The 16,556-nt window shown below is 63.5% G+C and carries 18 protein-coding genes; 6 read left to right on the forward strand and 12 right to left on the reverse strand.

Annotation, left to right across the window (positions count from 1 at the left end; translation table 11 throughout):
• Positions 1–102 precede the first annotated feature (102 nt).
• The 6 genes from tsaC to BN1143_RS09060 all read right to left on the reverse strand — a co-directional run bounded on the left by tsaC (position 103) and on the right by BN1143_RS09060 (position 4,659).
• Positions 103–663, reverse strand: a complete 561-nt coding sequence (gene tsaC / locus BN1143_RS09035; RefSeq protein ID WP_042050332.1) for an L-threonylcarbamoyladenylate synthase type 1 TsaC — start codon at positions 661–663, stop codon at positions 103–105.
• A gap of 133 nt (positions 664–796) precedes the next feature.
• Positions 797–1,300: a 5-(carboxyamino)imidazole ribonucleotide mutase gene (gene purE / locus BN1143_RS09040; RefSeq protein WP_005307779.1), complete on the reverse strand. Its 504-nt coding sequence runs from the start codon at positions 1,298–1,300 to the stop codon at positions 797–799.
• Between the two features lie 74 nt (positions 1,301–1,374).
• Positions 1,375–1,932, reverse strand: coding sequence for a DNA topoisomerase family protein (locus BN1143_RS09045; RefSeq protein WP_005307777.1), 558 nt, complete (start codon positions 1,930–1,932; stop codon positions 1,375–1,377).
• A 55-nt stretch (positions 1,933–1,987) separates the two neighbouring features.
• On the reverse strand, positions 1,988–2,461 hold the full coding sequence (locus BN1143_RS09050; protein WP_042050333.1) for a DUF494 family protein: 474 nt from the start codon (positions 2,459–2,461) through the stop codon (positions 1,988–1,990).
• Entirely contained in the window at positions 2,454–3,569 is a 1,116-nt protein-coding gene (dprA, locus tag BN1143_RS09055; protein ID WP_010635448.1) for a DNA-processing protein DprA, read from the reverse strand. Before dprA ends, BN1143_RS09050 begins: the two co-directional genes overlap by 8 nt.
• 1 nt (position 3,570) lies before the next feature.
• Entirely contained in the window at positions 3,571–4,659 is a 1,089-nt protein-coding gene (locus BN1143_RS09060) for a LysM peptidoglycan-binding domain-containing protein (RefSeq protein WP_017778614.1), read from the reverse strand.
• 108 nt (positions 4,660–4,767) lie between these two features.
• On the opposite strand from BN1143_RS09060, the gene def reads away from it, so the two are divergent.
• From def to BN1143_RS09085, 5 genes are all read left to right on the forward strand, one after another.
• The gene (gene def / locus BN1143_RS09065) at positions 4,768–5,280 is read left to right on the forward strand and encodes a peptide deformylase (protein ID WP_011704266.1); all 513 of its coding nucleotides are present in this window, start codon (positions 4,768–4,770) and stop codon (positions 5,278–5,280) included.
• A gap of 12 nt (positions 5,281–5,292) precedes the next feature.
• Positions 5,293–6,237, forward strand: a complete 945-nt coding sequence (gene fmt / locus BN1143_RS09070; protein WP_017788635.1) for a methionyl-tRNA formyltransferase — start codon at positions 5,293–5,295, stop codon at positions 6,235–6,237.
• Between the two features lie 56 nt (positions 6,238–6,293).
• On the forward strand, positions 6,294–7,586 hold the full coding sequence (gene rsmB, locus BN1143_RS09075) for a 16S rRNA (cytosine(967)-C(5))-methyltransferase RsmB (RefSeq protein WP_042050334.1): 1,293 nt from the start codon (positions 6,294–6,296) through the stop codon (positions 7,584–7,586).
• Positions 7,587–7,733: 147 nt separating this feature from the next.
• On the forward strand, positions 7,734–9,110 hold the full coding sequence (gene trkA, locus BN1143_RS09080; RefSeq protein ID WP_005307752.1) for a Trk system potassium transporter TrkA: 1,377 nt from the start codon (positions 7,734–7,736) through the stop codon (positions 9,108–9,110).
• 96 nt (positions 9,111–9,206) lie between these two features.
• Entirely contained in the window at positions 9,207–10,649 is a 1,443-nt protein-coding gene (locus BN1143_RS09085; protein WP_042050335.1) for a TrkH family potassium uptake protein, read from the forward strand.
• Positions 10,650–10,863: 214 nt separating this feature from the next.
• On the opposite strand, the gene rmuC is transcribed toward BN1143_RS09085, so the two are convergent.
• Both rmuC and BN1143_RS09095 read right to left on the reverse strand, forming a co-directional pair.
• On the reverse strand, positions 10,864–12,204 hold the full coding sequence (gene rmuC / locus BN1143_RS09090; protein WP_052444032.1) for a DNA recombination protein RmuC: 1,341 nt from the start codon (positions 12,202–12,204) through the stop codon (positions 10,864–10,866).
• A complete protein-coding gene (locus BN1143_RS09095) occupies positions 12,201–12,416 on the reverse strand; it encodes a hypothetical protein (protein WP_005307744.1) in 216 nt (71 codons plus the stop codon). The genes rmuC and BN1143_RS09095 overlap by 4 nt, the downstream gene beginning before the upstream one ends.
• 138 nt (positions 12,417–12,554) lie before the next feature.
• On the opposite strand from BN1143_RS09095, the gene BN1143_RS09100 reads away from it, so the two are divergent.
• Positions 12,555–13,067 (forward strand): ferredoxin-type protein NapF, encoded by a 513-nt coding sequence (locus BN1143_RS09100; RefSeq protein WP_005307741.1) that lies wholly within the window; start codon positions 12,555–12,557, stop codon positions 13,065–13,067.
• Between the two features lie 60 nt (positions 13,068–13,127).
• Here the strand turns inward: BN1143_RS09100 and BN1143_RS09105 are convergent, their stop codons facing one another.
• The 4 genes from BN1143_RS09105 to BN1143_RS09120 form a co-directional block, all read right to left on the reverse strand.
• Entirely contained in the window at positions 13,128–13,580 is a 453-nt protein-coding gene (locus BN1143_RS09105) for an Rrf2 family transcriptional regulator (RefSeq protein ID WP_005307739.1), read from the reverse strand.
• A gap of 298 nt (positions 13,581–13,878) precedes the next feature.
• Positions 13,879–14,718 (reverse strand): PfkB family carbohydrate kinase, encoded by an 840-nt coding sequence (locus BN1143_RS09110; RefSeq protein ID WP_005307736.1) that lies wholly within the window; start codon positions 14,716–14,718, stop codon positions 13,879–13,881.
• A gap of 119 nt (positions 14,719–14,837) precedes the next feature.
• Positions 14,838–15,953 (reverse strand): alanine dehydrogenase, encoded by a 1,116-nt coding sequence (gene ald / locus BN1143_RS09115; protein ID WP_042050336.1) that lies wholly within the window; start codon positions 15,951–15,953, stop codon positions 14,838–14,840.
• Positions 15,950–16,556 (reverse strand): glutamine amidotransferase-related protein (locus tag BN1143_RS09120; protein WP_042050337.1); only part of this gene is annotated, 607 nt, incomplete at its 5' end. The genes BN1143_RS09120 and ald, both read right to left, overlap by 4 nt.

Genomic DNA, 16,556 nt, shown 5'->3' on the forward strand with positions numbered 1-16,556 from the left:
TCTCCAGTCAGCCAGGATCGTCGCCTGACCCTATTATTGTGATGTCCTCGAACCGGCACTCCGCCCGTCCGCATTGCCACCAGACCTCGTCACCAACGCCGCTCAGGAGGGGCGAATGACGGCACCGGTTCTGGCATCCTTGATCTCGGATGGGTTGGCCTGCCCCCCCACCTCGCCTGGCAGGATATAGGCCAGCTGGCTGGCCAGCAATTCGCCGATGTCGGCCAGCCGGCGGGCGGGTTCCTCGCCAGTCAGGTTGGCACTGGTGGAGACCAGCGGCTTGCCAAAGGCACGACACAGCGCCTGTACCTGTGGATGGGCCGTGACGCGCACGGCCAGGGTGTCAAATTGTCCGGTCAGCCAGGCCGGCGTATCGGGACGAGCCGGCATGATCCAGGTAAAGGGGCCGGGCCAGCTGGCCTCCACCCTGGCCAGCTGCTCGCTGGTAAGCTGGTCCAAATCGATGTAATCCTGCAGTTGGGCCAGATCGGCGGCAATCAGGATCAACCCTTTCTCTACCGGTCGTTGCTTGATCGCCAGCAGGCGTTCTACCGCCGCTTCGGAATCGGGGTCACATCCCAGGCCAAAAACCGCTTCGGTAGCGTAGGCAATCACCCCATCATGCTGGAGTGCGGCAACAGCAAGTTCAAATTCTTTGGACATAAAAAATGCGACAGCCGGGCTGTCGCCTCATCATCAATTAAGGTTGACCCCGCAGGGTGGCAACCACCGCAGCCCCCTTCATCCCCCTGCCAACAACAGAGAGCGAGGCTGACCGTGGTTGCCGTCTCGGGGCTTACTTGAGTTGAGCCTGCAGGGCGGCATCCTTGGCCAGCACCTCGTCGGCATTCTTCTGGCGCTCGGCCCGAACCTTGGCCGCCAGTTCATCATCGGCCACCGCCAGCATCTGGGCTGCCAGATAGCCGGCATTTTTGGCACCAGCTTTACCGATAGCCACGGTTGCCACCGGCACACCACCCGGCATCTGCACGGTGGAGAGCAGGGCATCCAGCCCCTTGAGCGGGCCACCATCGATGGGCACACCGATCACGGGACGCGTAGTGATGCCAGCCACGGCACCAGCCAGGTGAGCGGCCAGACCGGCGGCGCAGATAAATACCTTGCAGCCACGGGCTTCGGCATCGGTTACGTACTGGTGGGTCGCCGCCGGGGTACGGTGTGCGGAAGTCACTTTCACTTCCACCGCGATGTCGAACGACTTGAGAACCTCAAGAGTGGTCTGCATCACGGGAAAATCGGAATCAGAGCCCATCAATACGGCAACGAAAGGTTTAGTCATGGCGGGAATTTCCTTACTCCAAGTGGGGGGTGGAAGGTTGCCGAAAACGTTTCAATTCGCTCAAGGCGGCGCGATTATACCCGCTCGCTCTGGTGGCCGCATTTCTTTTGCGGACAGATCCAGCGCACGCTCCCCCGCACCTTTTTCTCCACCATGATGCCCCAGCCGCACTGCGGGCAAGGCATGGCAACCGGCTTGTCATTGACGACGTATTTGCAGTGGGGGTAGCCGTCGCAGGAGTAGAACTGCTTGCCATAACGCGAGGTGCGACTGATCAGATGACCCTTGCCGCACTCGGGACAGAGCACCTGGGTATCGTCACTCTCCTGCAGGGATTCGATGTGCTGGCAGGCCGGATATTGGGTACAGCCCACGAACAACCCATAGCGCCCCTTCTTGATCGCCAGCGGCTGGCCACAGTCCGGGCAGGCAGAGCCCTCGAGCACTTTCTCGATGTCACGGCCGGAGGGGGTCAGGGAGCGAATGAAGTCGCAGGCAGGGTAGGCGGAACAGCCCAGAAAAGGGCCGTGCTTGCCCTGGCGGATCACCAGCTCGGCACCACACTGCGGGCATGGCTCACGTTCAAGCGCATGCTCGTGGGCAGAAAATAGGTGGTGATCGATCTTTGACATGGGCCGCGCCTTGAAATCCAGATGATCCGGATTCTACCAGCGCGGCTGCGGGCTGTCAGTGGATGACGCCATCTGACTCGTCAAACACCAGCTCTTCCATCTGCTGGTAGGCGTTTTCACTGCCGGGAACGTTGAAGAGCACCATCATGACCACCCACTTCAGGTCATCCAGCTCGATATCCGGCTTGTCCAGCTCGAGCAGACGCTCGATGCAGATTTCGCGGGTTTCGGCGTTGAGCACCTGGGCCTGCTCCAGAAACAGCAGGAAGCCGCGACACTCGGTGCTGAGACGGACCAGTTCTTGCGGGGCATAGATGCGCATCGAGCCTTGCGTGCTGGCGGCCACATAGACCTCCCGCTCGCTGTCGTGCAGATTGGCCAGTCTTTCCAGCCAGTCGAGTGCCTTCTCGATCTCCTCCTTGTCGAAACCGGCGCGGCTCAGTTCATCGGTGAGTTCGTTCTGTTCGACCGTCACATCTGCATCACTGTGGATGTAGGTCTCGAAAAGGTACATCAATACATCAAACATGATTCGCCCTCCTCGCTCTGACGTATCCACCGGCTACCGCCATCACTGCTCCGGCCAGCTCCAGCTCAACCAACCTGCCCAATACCACTTCGACAGGAAGCTGGGTCCGCTCGGCAACGGTATCCACGCTCGTGGTCTCGTAATCTACGTTATCCAACAAATCGGCATAAGGCAATTCGCTATTATGCTGCTGCTCAGACATATCCGTCCCTTGATGGCTCAGGGCACAGAATCCCGGCAGCTCTTCCACTATATCGGCCGCGCTCAACACAAGTTTGGCCCCCTGCTGGATTAATTTGTTGCAGCCCAGCGCCTGCCCGTTCTGCGGTGCCCCCGGCACGGCGAAGACATCCCGCCCCTGTTCGAGCGCGTAACGGGCAGTGATGAGCGAACCGCTCTGCTCGGCCGCCTCCACCACCAGGGTTCCCAGCGACAGGCCGCTGATGATGCGATTGCGCCGTGGAAAGTGTTCCGCCAGCGGCCCCTTGTCGGGCACCAGCTCGGAGATGAGCACACCATCCTGCGCCAGGATCTGCTCTGCCAGCCCCTGATGACGCTTGGGGTAGAGGCTGTCGAGCCCTGAACCCAGCACTGCCAGGGTGATCCCCCCGTTTGTCAGCGCCTGTTGATGACAAATCCCATCGATGCCAAGCGCCAGACCTGAGGTAATGGCCAATCCGCACGCGACCAGCTCGCTGCAGAGGCGGGCAGCATTGTCCTTGCCGGCATAGGTCGGGTGGCGCGTGCCGACCATCGCCAGCTGGGGAACAGACAGTGCTGCCAGATTGCCGCGGCAGTAGAGCAACAGAGGGGCGGCTGGGATCTCCTTGAGCAGAGGTGGATAGGCGGGATCGTCGGGGCAGAGAAGATGATTGCCGGGCTCGGCTGCCCAGCTCAGCCCCTGTTCGACCACCGGCAGAGGCCATCGCATCTGCCGGATCTGGGCACTTTGCAGACCCAGTTCTCGCAAGGTGCCATCTTCCGAGTCGAACAGGGCGGCGATGTCGCCGCCGAAATGGGCGAGCAGACGAGCGGCAGTGACCGGGCCGATACCGGTGACGGCATCCAGTGTCAGCCACAGCGCGAGTCGCCCGGATGGAAGCGTCACGTCAGAAGTTGCTGACCTGATAGCCGGTGCCGACCATGTTCTGGCTTTGCAGGATCAGCCCGTAGCTCAACTTGTCATACACCTTGAACAGCATGACCCGCGCCACCGCCTCCGAGGGGAGCGGTGGTTTGCCGGCAGAATAGAAGGCCTTGTCATAGACGGAAGAGTACTCCCGATAGGCGACCTTGCCATTCTTGCTCACCAGCCGGGTCCCGGGTCGCAGGATCTCCAGCACATCGCCGGGAGCCACCTGATCCCGCAGACCCTTGTTGATGAGCACGACATCGAACTTGCCGCCGCCCCGGGCCTTGCTCGGCAGATCGACGATATAGCCGGGTGAGATGACGGGGGCCGCCTTGGGTGTAAACACGGCGGAGAGGCTCTCCTGCGGCGGGAACGGCATCAGCTTGTCTCCCTGATACACTTCCCGCTTGCTGTGGCTGAGGGTGACCCGAGTACGGCCATCCGGCAGCAGGGCCTCCGCCCTGGCCGTACCGACGAAGACCGCCTCCTGCCCAAGTTGCTCGCCGGTTTTCCGATCCTTGTAGATGGCGCCAGGGTGGTAGATGCCGTAATCCTGGCCCGGGATCAGCGAACCCTGCACGTAGAGGGTATCGCCTTCCAGCATGCCGATATGGGCCTCATCATTGCCAAGCACGTAGGGCAACTGCTTCGCCTGCTGGCTGTTTGCCAGAATATGGTCGGTCTGCAGGAAGGGGCCGATCTCGCTGAGCGGCAGAGTAGGAATAGGATTGGCCTTGTTCTCGTAGCGGCTCTTGGGAGAGAGGCGGATCACCTGCTTGCCGCCCTGGGTTGCCTTGCCGAGCCGTGGCTCGCCGTTGACCCAGCTCAGGTGCAGCACGTCGCCCGGGTAGATCCAGTGGGGATTGGCGATCTGCGGGTTGATGTTCCAGAGCCTTGGCCAGAGCCAGGGCTCTGCCAGATACTGGCCGGAAATATCCCAGAGGGTGTCGCCTTTTTGCACCACATAGGTCTCGGGATAGCCTGCCTTCAGTTTGAGCTGGTCGGCCTGAGCTCCCTGGCTCAACGTGGCCAACAGGCAGGCGAGGATGGTTTGCTTCAGATACATAACACTCCCTGTTACTTCTGCGCGCAAAGTGTTGCTGTTTTTTGTCGGCGTAAATGACTAGAATTACGCCAATATTGACTGCATTTATACGAAACTAAAGAAAAAACTATGGCCATTCTAGATGTATTGCGTTTCCCCGATGAGCGTCTGCGTACCGTCGCAGCCCCTGTCGAGACCTTTACACCCGAGTTACAACACATTGTAGATGATATGTTCGAAACCATGTACGCGGAGGAAGGCATCGGCCTTGCCGCCACTCAGGTCGACATTCATCAGCGCATCATAGTGATCGATGTCTCTGAAAACCGTGAAGATCCTCTGGTATTGATCAACCCCGAGATCATCGAGCAGGCCGGCAGCACCGGCATCGAGGAAGGGTGTCTCTCCGTGCCCGGCAGCCGTGCCCTGGTGCCCCGCGCCGAGTGGGTCAAGGTGCGCGCACTGGATCGCCACGGCAAGGCATTCGAGCTGGAAGCAGACGATCTGCTCGCCATCTGCATCCAGCATGAGATGGACCATCTGGTCGGCAAGCTGTTTGTGGATTACCTCTCCCCGCTCAAGCGCCAACGCATTCGCCAGAAGCTGGAAAAGATGGCCCGTGAAGATCGCAAAGTCCTCTGAGGATCTGCCCCATTGAATAAGTTGAAACTGATTTTTGCCGGTACTCCCGACTTCGCCGCCCGTCACCTGGCGGCGTTGTTGTCTTCCGACCACGAGGTCGTCGCCGTTTACACCCAGCCGGACAAGCCTGCCGGCCGCGGCCAGAAGCTCACCGCCAGCCCGGTCAAGGAACTGGCGCTGGCCCACGATCTGCCGGTCTATCAACCGGCTTCCCTGCGCAAGGAAGAGGCCCAGGCCGAACTGGCTGCCCTTGGCGCCGACCTGATGGTGGTGGTGGCCTACGGCCTGATCCTGCCCAAGGTGGTGCTCGATACCCCACGTCTGGGCTGTATCAACGTGCACGGCTCCCTGCTGCCGCGCTGGCGCGGCGCCGCCCCGATCCAGCGTTCCATTTGGGCGGGCGATGCCGAAACCGGCGTCACCATCATGCAGATGGATGTGGGGCTGGATACCGGCGCCATGATCCGCAAGATGAGCTGCCCCATCGCCGCCGACGAGACCTCCGCCAGCCTCTATGACAAGCTGGCCGAACTGGGCCCGCAGGCGCTGGTCGACACCATCAACGCCATGGCCGCCGGCGACACCGCCGCCGAGGCGCAGGACGATGCGCTGGCCAACTACGCCGAGAAGCTCTCCAAGGAAGAGGCCCGTATCGACTGGTCGATGGAAGCCGTCGCCATCGAGCGCTGCATCCGCGCCTTCAACCCCTGGCCCATCAGCTGGTTCGAGGTGGCTGACCAGACCGTCAAGGTATGGCAGGCCGAGGTCATCACACAGGATCACGGCCAGCGCGCCGGCACCCTGCTCAAGGCCGACAAGCAGGGGATCGATGTCGCCACCGGCAAGGGGGTACTGCGCCTGCTGACCCTGCAGCCGCCCGGCAAGAAGGCGATGTCCGTGACGGATCTGCTCAACTCTCGCCGCGACTGGTTTGAACCCGGCACGCAATTGAATTGAACTGAATTGACACAAGGCGGGGCCCAGGCCCCGACTTGCGCATCTAAGGTAACACTATGAAAACACGCGCACAGGCTGCTCTCGTCATTCAACAGGTGCTGGATCAGGGCCAGTCCCTCTCAGCCGTTCTGCCTGCTGCCCAGGAGAAGGTTGCGCCCCGCGATCGCGCCCTCCTGCAAGAACTCTGCTACGGTACCCTGCGCTGGCTGCCCCGCCTCGATGCGGCGGTCGGCGAGATGATGGACAAGCCGCTCAAGAACAAGAGCCGCATCTTCCACTACCTCATCCTGGTCGGTCTCTATCAGCTCATCTACACCCGCATTCCGGCTCACGCCGCGGTGGCCGAGACCGTCAACGCCGTCAAGCTGCTCAAAGGTACCTCTCTGCGCGGCCTCATCAACGGCGTGCTGCGCAACTTCCAGCGCAGCGCCGAAGTCATTCTGCTGCGTATCGACCGCGTACCGAGCGTGCGCCTCGGCCACCCCGAGTGGCTCACCAAGCGTCTGCGTCAGGCCTATCCGGATGAGTGGGAGTTCATCATGGAGGCCAACAACCAGCGCCCGCCCATGTGGATCCGCAACAACAGCCAGCGCCAGAGCCGCGAGCAGATGCTGGCCCGCATGGCCGACGCCGGCATCAATGCGGTGGCCGGTGAAGAGGGCGAGGATTGCATCCTGCTGGAACGTCCCTGCGACGTGACCAAGCTGCCCGGCTTCGAGGTCGGCGACTGCTCGGTACAGGATGGCGCAGCACAACAGGCGGCCGCCCTGCTCGACCCGCAGCCGGGCGAGTGGGTGCTGGATGCCTGCGCCGCCCCCGGTGGCAAGACAGCTCACCTGCTGGAGCGCCAGCCCGCGCTGGCCGGCGTGGTCGCCGTCGATGCCGACGAGAACCGCCTCAAGCGGGTGCAGGAGAACCTGGATCGCATCGGCCTCTGCGCCAAGGTGATCCACGGCGATGCCAGCACCCCGGATCAGTGGTGGCCAGAGGGGCAGTTCGACCGTATTTTGCTGGATGCCCCCTGCTCCGCCACCGGCGTCATCCGCCGCCACCCCGACATCAAGTGGCTGCGCCGGGATCAGGACATTCGCGAGCTGGCAGAGTTGCAGCGCCGCATCCTCGGCGCCCTCTGGTCGAAACTGAAAAGCGGCGGTACTCTGCTCTACGCCACCTGCTCCGTGCTGCCGGAAGAGAACCGCGATCAGATCCGCGCCTTCCTCGCGGCCACGCCGGATGCCACCCTGGTGCCCCTGCACGCTGAGGACACACCGGAGTGCCCGGGTCGCCAGTTCCTGCCGGGCGAGGCCGAGATGGACGGCTTCTACTACGCCAGGCTGAGCAAGCGCTAAGCAGGGCCGCAAGTACGGGGGTGCCGCCGGTCGGCACCCGTTACTGCCCAATATCGAGCACGTTTTCCCTATGAGATTCATGATGTTGATGACTGTCCCCACGCACACAGGCAGAGCTGGCAAGGGTGACGTCCATGAGGCTGTTCTATGAAGATCATCATTCTGGGCGCCGGTCAGGTCGGCGGCACCCTGGCCGAGAACCTGGCCGGCGAGAACAACGACATCACCATAGTCGACACCGACAGCGATCGGCTGCGCGAGCTGCAGGACAAGTTTGACCTGCGGGTAGTGAACGGTCACGGCGCCCATCCCAAGGTGCTGCGCGAAGCAGGCGCCCAGGATGCCGACATGCTGGTCGCGGTCACCAACAGCGACGAGACCAACATGATCGCCTGCCAGGTGGCCTACTCCCTGTTCAACACCCCCAACAAGGTGGCGCGCATTCGCTCCCCGGCCTATCTGGTGGAGCGGGATCGGCTGTTCCTGCCCGAATCCGTGCCGGTGGATCACCTGATCGCCCCCGAGCAGCTGGTGACCGACTACGTGCGCCGCCTGATCGAATACCCGGGCGCCTTGCAGGTGGTGGACTTCGCCGGCGGCAAGGTGGGACTGGTGGCGGTCAAGGCCTACTACGGCGGCCCGCTGGTGGGCAATGCCCTCTCCACCCTGCGCGATCACATGCCCAACATCGAGACCCGGGTGGCGGCCATCTTCCGTCAGGGCCGCTCCATCCGTCCGCAGGGGACCACCATCATAGAAGCGGATGACGAGGTGTTCTTCGTGGCGGCAGCGGGCCATATCCGCGCCGTGATGTCGGAGCTGCAGCGCCTCGAGAGCCCCTACCGGCGCATCATGATCGTCGGCGGCGGCAACATAGGCGCCGGCCTCGCCCGCCAGCTGGAGAAGCGCTACAGCGTGAAGCTCATCGAGCGCAGCCAGAAGCGGGCGGAGCAGCTCTCCGAGGTGCTGGAGCACACCATCGTCTTCTGTGGCGATGCGGCGGATCAGGAGTTGCTGGCGGAGGAGCACATCGACCAGATCGACGTCTTCATCGCGGTGACCAACGAGGACGAGGCCAACATCATGTCGGCCCTGCTCGCCAAGAAGATGGGCGCCAAGAAGACCATGGTGCTGATCCAGCGCAGTGCCTACGTGGATCTGGTGCAGGGCGGCTCCATCGACATCGCCATCTCGCCCCAGCAGGCCACCATCTCGGCCCTGCTGACCCATGTGCGCCGAGCCGACATCGCCAACGTCTACAGCCTGCGTCGCGGTGCCGCCGAGGCCATCGAGGCCATCGCCCACGGTGACGAGAACACCTCCAAGGTGGTCGGCAAGACGGTGGGCGAGCTCAAGCTGCCGCCCGGCACCACCATAGGCGCCGTGGTTCGGGGGGATGAAGTACTGATCGCCCACGACCGCACCCAGATCCAGCAGGACGACCATGTGGTGATGTTCCTGGTGGACAAGAAGTACATTCCGGAAGTGGAACGCTTGTTCCAGCCAAGTCCCTTCTTCCTGTAACCTGCCCATGTACCCAGGCAGCGCAAAGCAGACCCGGCACCGCCTCTCCAGGGGGTTGTCCGGGTCTTTTGTCAATCAACGACCAGGTTATCTTGCATGATCAAGCTGCGTCCCATCATCTTCACCCTCGGGCTGGTGCTCTCCAAACTGGCCCTGTTCATGTGGCTGCCCACCCTGCTGGCTCTGCTGACCGGCTCAGAGGGGTTCGTCGAGTTTCTCAAGTCGGTGCTGATCACCCACGGCGCTGCCCTGCTTTGCCTTCATTACGGCCGCAAGGCGGAGTTTCACCTCGGCGTGCGGGAGATGTTCCTGCTCACCACCTCGGTCTGGGTGGTGGCCTGCATCTTTGGCGCCCTGCCCTTCTTCTTCATCACCCACATCAACTTCACCGACGCCTACTTCGAAACCATGTCGGGGGTGACCACCACAGGCTCCACCGTGCTGTCCGGGCTCGACAACATGGCCCACAGCATCCTGTTGTGGCGCTCCATCCTGCAGTGGCTGGGCGGGGTGGGTTTCATCGTGATGGCGGTGGCGGTACTGCCCTACCTCAACGTGGGGGGCATGAAGCTGTTCCAGACCGAGAGCTCGGACTGGTCGGATAAAAGTGCCCCGCGCGCCAAGACGGTGGCCAACAACATAGTGCTGGTCTACCTGGTGCTCTCCATGCTCTGCTTCCTGGCCTACTGGGTGAGTGGCATGACCCTGTTCGAGGCGGTCAATCACGCCATGACCACCCTGAGTACCGGCGGCTACTCCACCTCCGATCAATCCATGTCCCACTTCTCCAACTCGGCGCACTGGATCGGCACCCTCTTCATGTTTCTCGGCGGCCTGCCCTTCCTGCTCTACGTCCAGAGTCTGAGCCGGCGCGATCACAGCCTGCTCAAGGATGCCCAGGTGCGGGGCTTCTTCTGGCTGGTGGTCTGGGTCACCCTGGTGGTCACCGTCTATCTCTGGTTGCGGGGCACCTACGACTTCACGGATGCCCTGCGCATCAGCAGCTTCAACATCGTCTCCGTGCTCACCACCACTGGCTATGGTCTCGGCGACTATGGCACCTGGGGCCCGCTCACCAGCATCATCTTCATCGTGCTGCTGGCGCTTGGCGCCTGCTCCGGCTCCACCGCCGGCGGTCTCAAGATCTTCCGGGTGCAGGTGGCCTTCGCCCTGTTCAAGAAGCAGATGCGCCAGCTGATGCACCCCTCCGGGGTCTTCCCGCAGAAGTACAACGGCCGGCCGGTCAACGACGCCATCATCCGCTCGATGATCTCGTTCGTGCTGGCCTACTTCGCCATCATCTTGCTGATCGCCGCCCTGCTCGGCGCCATCGGGCTGGATCCCCTGACCGCCATCTCGGGCTCCATCACCGCTGTGGCCAACGTAGGCCCGGGCATGGGCCCGGTCATCGGCCCCAGCGCCAACTTCGCCTCCCTGCCGGACTCGGCCAAGTGGATCCTGTCGTTCGGCATGCTGCTGGGGCGCCTCGAGATCCTGACCGTGGCGGTGATCTTCTTCCCCTCCTTCTGGAAGCAGTAACCAGAAGATGGCATGACCGCGAACGTCTGATTACGCCGCTGCGCGGCTAATCAAACCTACGGCCTTGGCTGCAATCGACAAGCCTGTGGATCCGTAGGTTCGAATAGCGAAGCGTATTCGGACGCGGCAACGGGGTTGGTAACGATGTGTATTCGGACACGCAAATGCAGAAGGGCAGCCACTGGCTGCCCTTCTTATTGCGTGAAGCCCCGCCTCACTCGGCCGGGTCTTCCCGCTCCAGCGCCCGGTTGACCAGCGGCTCGGGCAGGGTCTTGGTCACCTCCACCCCCAGCTCGCGAAAGCGCTCCACCTGGGCGATCAGGTTGCCGCGCCCGTTCACCAGCCGTCCCATCGCCTTGTCGTAGCTCTCCTGCGCCTTGTGCAGGCTGCCCCCCAGTTGCTGCATCTCCTCCACGAACAGCCGCAGCTTCTCGTAGAGGCGGCCGGCCCGCTCGGCGATCTGGCGGGCATTCTGGTTCTGCCGCTCGTAGCGCCACAGATTCTCTATGGTGCGTAGCGCCACCATCAGGTTGGTGGGGCTCACCAGCAGTATGTTGTTGTCGAGACCGTAACGCACCAGCGAGGGGTCGGCCTCCACCGCGGTGAGGAAGGCAGGCTCCACCGCCACGAACATCAGCACGTAATCGAGGGTGCGCACCCCGGGCAGTTGCTGGTAATCCTTGCGGCCCAGCTCGCGGATGTGGTTGCGCACCGAGGCGACGTGCTCTTTCAGCGCCACCGCCTTCTCCAGCTCGTCAGCGGCGTTGTACCAGCGCTCGTAGGCGGTCAGCGACACCTTGGCATCGATGATGATGTCTTTGTCCTGCGGCAGGTGGACGATGACGTCGGGCTGATAGCGCTTGCCCTTGTCCACCTCGATGTTGACCTGGGTGTGGTATTCGTGACCCTCGCGCAAGCCGCATTCGCTGAGGATGCGCGCCAGCACCACCTCGCCCCAGTTGCCCTGCTGCTTGCTGTCGCCCTTGAGGGCGCGGGTCAGCGCCGCCGCCTCCTCGGTCATGCGGGCGTTGAGCTCGGCGAGGCGCTCCAATTCGAACTTGAGGCTGTGGCGCTGGGCCGTCTCCTGGGCGTGGGTCTCCCCCACCTGGCGACGAAAGCCTTCCAGCTGCTCTTTCAGCGGAGTAAGCAGCAGATCCAGGCTGTTCTGGTTCAGTTCGCGGAAGTTGCCCGAGTTCTGCTCGAAGATCCGGTTGGCGAGGTTCTCGAACTGCTGGCTGAGGCGTGCCTCCGCCTCCTGTTGCAGCTGCAGCTTCTCGGCGGCGGCCAGCCGCTCGCTGCGCAGGGTGGCCTCGGCATCCTTGAGACGGGCGGTGAGCTTGATCAGCAGGGTCTGCTGCTGATCCAGCTTCTGCTGGCCCAGCAGCCGCTCATCCTGCAGCTCGTCATAACGTTCCTGCAGCGCCTGCAGGCGCTCCTGGCTCAGCAGCAATTCCCGGGCTTGTACCGTGCCGCTGCGCCGTCCGATCCCCCAGCCAATGCCGATGGCCAGCAGCGCCCCCGGCAGCAGCAGGGCCCAGAGCCCGGGCTCGATCATTTGCGACCCCGTTGGCGCAGGAACAGCTCGAGATAGCGGTTGAGCAGCAGCCAGATCAGCACGTAGAGCAGATAGGCGGCCAGCACCACCCACTTGTGGCTGTTAACCCCGGTGTCGAGCTCGACGAATTCGATCCCCTTGATGCGGCAGTAACCCCACATCAGCAAGGGGAAGACATAGAGCAGAGAAGCACGCCACAGAAATAACCACATGAGTTCATTCAATCCTGCAAAAAGACCCGCCTAGCTTACACAAGGGCAACCCGGCTTGCGATCCTGGCCGGCGCTATTCTCTGGCTTGCGAAGGGAAACTTGGATAAAATTAACCCCTAATAGGTATCAGGGGTGGGCATGACGCATTTTTTCTGTCGCTGGCTGACGCAGGCATTGGGAGGCTCCCGCAAACCCGAGGTGGTTTGCCATGAAGCCCGTCCCCCCTGGGCCATCGAAGAGTCCCAGTTCCTCTCCCTCTGCTCCCGCTGCGGCGAATGCTTCAAGGCCTGTCCCAACGGCCTGCTCAAGCCGGCCACCCAGCCCGAATACGACGGCACCCCCATCGCCGGCACGCCGCTGCTCGATCTCGCCTGCGGCCAGTGCAGCTACTGCGGCAGCTGCGCCAGAGCCTGTCCGACCGGCGCCCTCGACCTACAACTTGGCCGTCAAGTGCAGACCCGGGTGCGGATCGAGGCAAGCTGTCAGGCCCGCCAGGGCTTCTACTGCCTGCTCTGTGAAGATGCCTGCCCCCAGCAGGCGATCAAGGCCTGCGCCGACGGCGTCAGCATCAACATGGCGGCCTGCGACGGTTGCGGCGCCTGCGGCCTCGCCTGCCTGCACGGCGCCATTACCCTGATCCCCCAACCCTGATCCCGCGTCCGGCGCAAACGACAAAGGGGCCCGCCGGCCCCTTTGTCGTGCTTGCCTGGCTTATGCCATGGCCAGGATGGAATCCTGTTCGATGCCGAGCAGGTGGCAGAGCCGGGTCGGGTCGCGCACCGCATCGGCCAGGGTGTATTCGCCCAGCACCTCGAGGAAGGCGTTCATGGCGCGACGCAAAATGCCCTGGATGCGGCAGCCACCGGAGAGGCGGCAGTTTTCGCGCTTGCAGTCCACCGGGCAGAGCACGTGCTCCATGTCCATCACCACGTCGCGCAGGTTGATGGAAACGGCGGAGCGACCGAGCCGGATGCCGCCATGCTTGCCACGCACCGTCTCTATGTACCCCTTGATGCCGAGCTGGTGGACAATCTTGACCACGTGGTTGCGGGAGATGCCAAAGGTATCGGCCACCTCTGTGATGGTCGACAGGCGATCTCCCGGCTGGACGGCCAGAAAGGTGAGGGTACGCAGGGCATAGTCGGTAAATCGTGTCAGTTGCATGGTCGCACTTGCCTCTTACTACAAGTCAGAAATCAGGACGACGACCTAAAGCTAAGAGGTAGGGGAGACCCTGCGCCCGCGCAGCGTCCGCCTCTTAATCTGAGTCGTGGAGGTCAAGGTTAAGAGCAGCTCAGGCGGGTGTCGATGAAGATGCACATAAATCGACACTTTCTTTGATTGATCGCAAACTTGCAGGGTTAGCCCAAGGTTTTGGCGGGTTTTGACGGTGAAATTCGCCGGTTTCCTCCCTCGCCCCCGTCGATGCTGCCATGTGTCATTCGCAACCGTTTTTGCCGATTCAATGGGGCTGCTTGAGCCAGTTCTTCAGAGCGCTGGAGGGGATGGAACTCTCGGAGGCGACCGCAAAAGCGCCCCAGTCCACCGCGCACTGCAGCGCCTCCCGGATCGCCATGCCCCGCGCCAGCCCGTGGATCAGGCCGCCGGCGAAGGCATCCCCCGCCCCCGTGGTATCGACCACCGACACCGGCCGCGCCGCCACCCGGATCTGCTCCTCGCCGTGAATGGCCACCGCCCCCGCCTTGCCTTCGGTCAGTACCAGCCAGGCCAGCTGCTCGCCGGCGATCTGGCGGGCATGCTGCCAGAGGTCGTCCACCTCGCCGAGATCGGAGCGGGAGGCCACCAGCACGTGGCAGGGGCGACGCGCCTGGCCGCCCTTGGGGTACTGGGCCACCACGAAGCTCTTGCCGAGCATCTGGCGCATGTAGCCGATGATGGCGGTGCCGGGATAGTTCACGTAGAGGCAGTCCACCCCCTCGCTCGGCAGATCCCCCGGCAGATCCGGACGCCGTGGCCGCCTGAGGATGGTGCGCTCGCCGGTGGAGTCCACCAGGATCAGCAGCTCGCCGGTCTCGCCGCCGAAGCGCTCCACATGGCTGCAGTCCAGGCCGTAGCCCGCCGCCTGCTCCAGCAGCCAGTCGCCGGTTTCGTCCAGCCCGATGCGCGACGCTATGGTCACCTCGTGGCCGGCCCACACCAGCCCGATGCCGGTGTTGGCGGCGCCACCGCCGAGCCGGCGGCCCTGATCCACGTACTGCAGGCGGGCACCGGCCACCAGGGGTTCGGAGAGGGAGAGCACGTGATCACAGTTGAGATTGGCGAGCAGCAGAATGCGGGACATGAAGAGACCTCACTGACAGGGGAGCCCAGTATATGAGAAAGGGCCACAGCGGCCCTCCCTGAAATCGCGGGGTTTGTGAGCCCGCTCGACGTTTGCCGGGCGGGCCCGCGACGGCTGCGTCAGTCCAGAACCGCCTCGGCGCTGACGTACTCGTAGCCGAGCGCCTGCGCCACCGCCGCCTGGGTGATCTTGCCCTTGAACACGTTCAGACCGGCCCGCAGGTGGCGATCCTCCTGCAGCGCCCGGGCATAGCCCTTGTCGGCCAGCGCCAGCACGAACGGCAGGGTGGCGTTGGTCAGCGCAAAGGTGGAGGTGCGCGCCACCCCGCCCGGCATGTTGGCCACGCAGTAGTGGATGATGCCGTCCACCACGTAGGTGGGCTCCTCGTGAGTGGTCGGGTGGGAGGTCTCGAAACAGCCGCCCTGATCGATGGCCACGTCCACCAGCACCGAGCCCTTGCGCATCAGCTTGAGCATGTCGCGGGTCAGCAGCTTGGGCGCCGCCGCCCCCGGGATCAGCACGGCACCGATCACCAGGTCAGCCTGGGCGATGCAAGCCTCTATGTTGGTGCGGGTGGAGTAGAGGGTCTTGAGGGCCGGGCCGTAGAGGCTGTCCAGCTCCCGCAGTCGCGGCAGGGAGCGATCCAGGATGGTGACATCGGCCCCCAGTCCCAGCGCCATGCGCGCCGAGTTGACGCCGACCACGCCGCCCCCCAGCACCACCACCTTGGCGGGTGCCACCGCCGGCACCCCGCCCAGCAGGGTGCCGTTGCCCCCTTGCGCCTTCTCCAGGCTGTGGGCGCCGGCCTGGATCGCCATCCGCCCCGCCACCTCGGACATGGGCGCCAGCAGCGGCAGGCCGCCACGATCGTCGGTCACCGTCTCGTAGGCGATGGCCACCGCCCCCGAGTGCACCAGCAGCTGGGTCTGCACCGGATCCGGCGCCAGGTGCAGATAGGTGAACAGCAGCTGACCCGGTCTGAGCAGTTCGCACTCCTCCGGCTGGGGCTCCTTCACCTTCACTATCATCTCGGCCCGGGCGAAGATCTCCGCCGCGCTGGCCACCAGTTCGGCACCGGCTGCCTGGTACTCGGTGTCGGACAGCCCGATCGCCTCGCCTCCCTGCTGCTGCACCAGCACCTTGTGTCCCCGGGCCGTCAGCTCCTGCACTCCGGCGGGAGTCATGCCGACCCGGTATTCATGGTTTTTGATTTCCTTGGGTACGCCAATAATCATGCTCGCTCTCCTGCTGTGATCCCGCCGGCGGCCGTGTCGGCGCCGGGCAGGATGCCCAAAAATTGCAACAACCACTGCATCATGGTGGCCGAATCCACCTCTCCCTCCAGCGAGGAGAGGCTGCGCTGATAGCGGTCATCGGACAGGAAGTCCCGCCGCCGCTCGATCAGCACCCGGTTGTACGCCACCGAGAATTCCGGATGTCCCTGGATGGCCACTATGTGGTCACCCTGCAAAAACATGAAATTGGGACAAAAATCATTGCCCGCCAGCCGGGTGGCCCCCGGTGGCAACTGCTCCACCTGATCCTGGTGACTGGCCAGGATCCGGATGGTCTCGAGCCCGGGTTCCATCCAGGGTTGCCTGGCCAGCATGGGATGGACCGACACCCCCAGCCCCCACCCCTTGGTGGACTTCACCACCTCGCCCCCCAGCGCCTGGGCGATCACCTGGTGACCGAAGCAGACACCCGCCAGCTTGACGTCGGCATCGTGGGCGCGCCGGATCCAGTCGCGCAGCGCCTGGATCCAGGGGATGTCGCTGTAGGCATCGTGGCGCGAGCCGGTGATGAGCCAGGCATCGCACTCGTGCAGTGCGGCCGGC

This window comes from Aeromonas dhakensis (assembly GCF_000820305.1).
In the GTDB taxonomy this organism is placed as follows: Bacteria; Pseudomonadota; Gammaproteobacteria; order Enterobacterales; family Aeromonadaceae; genus Aeromonas; species Aeromonas dhakensis.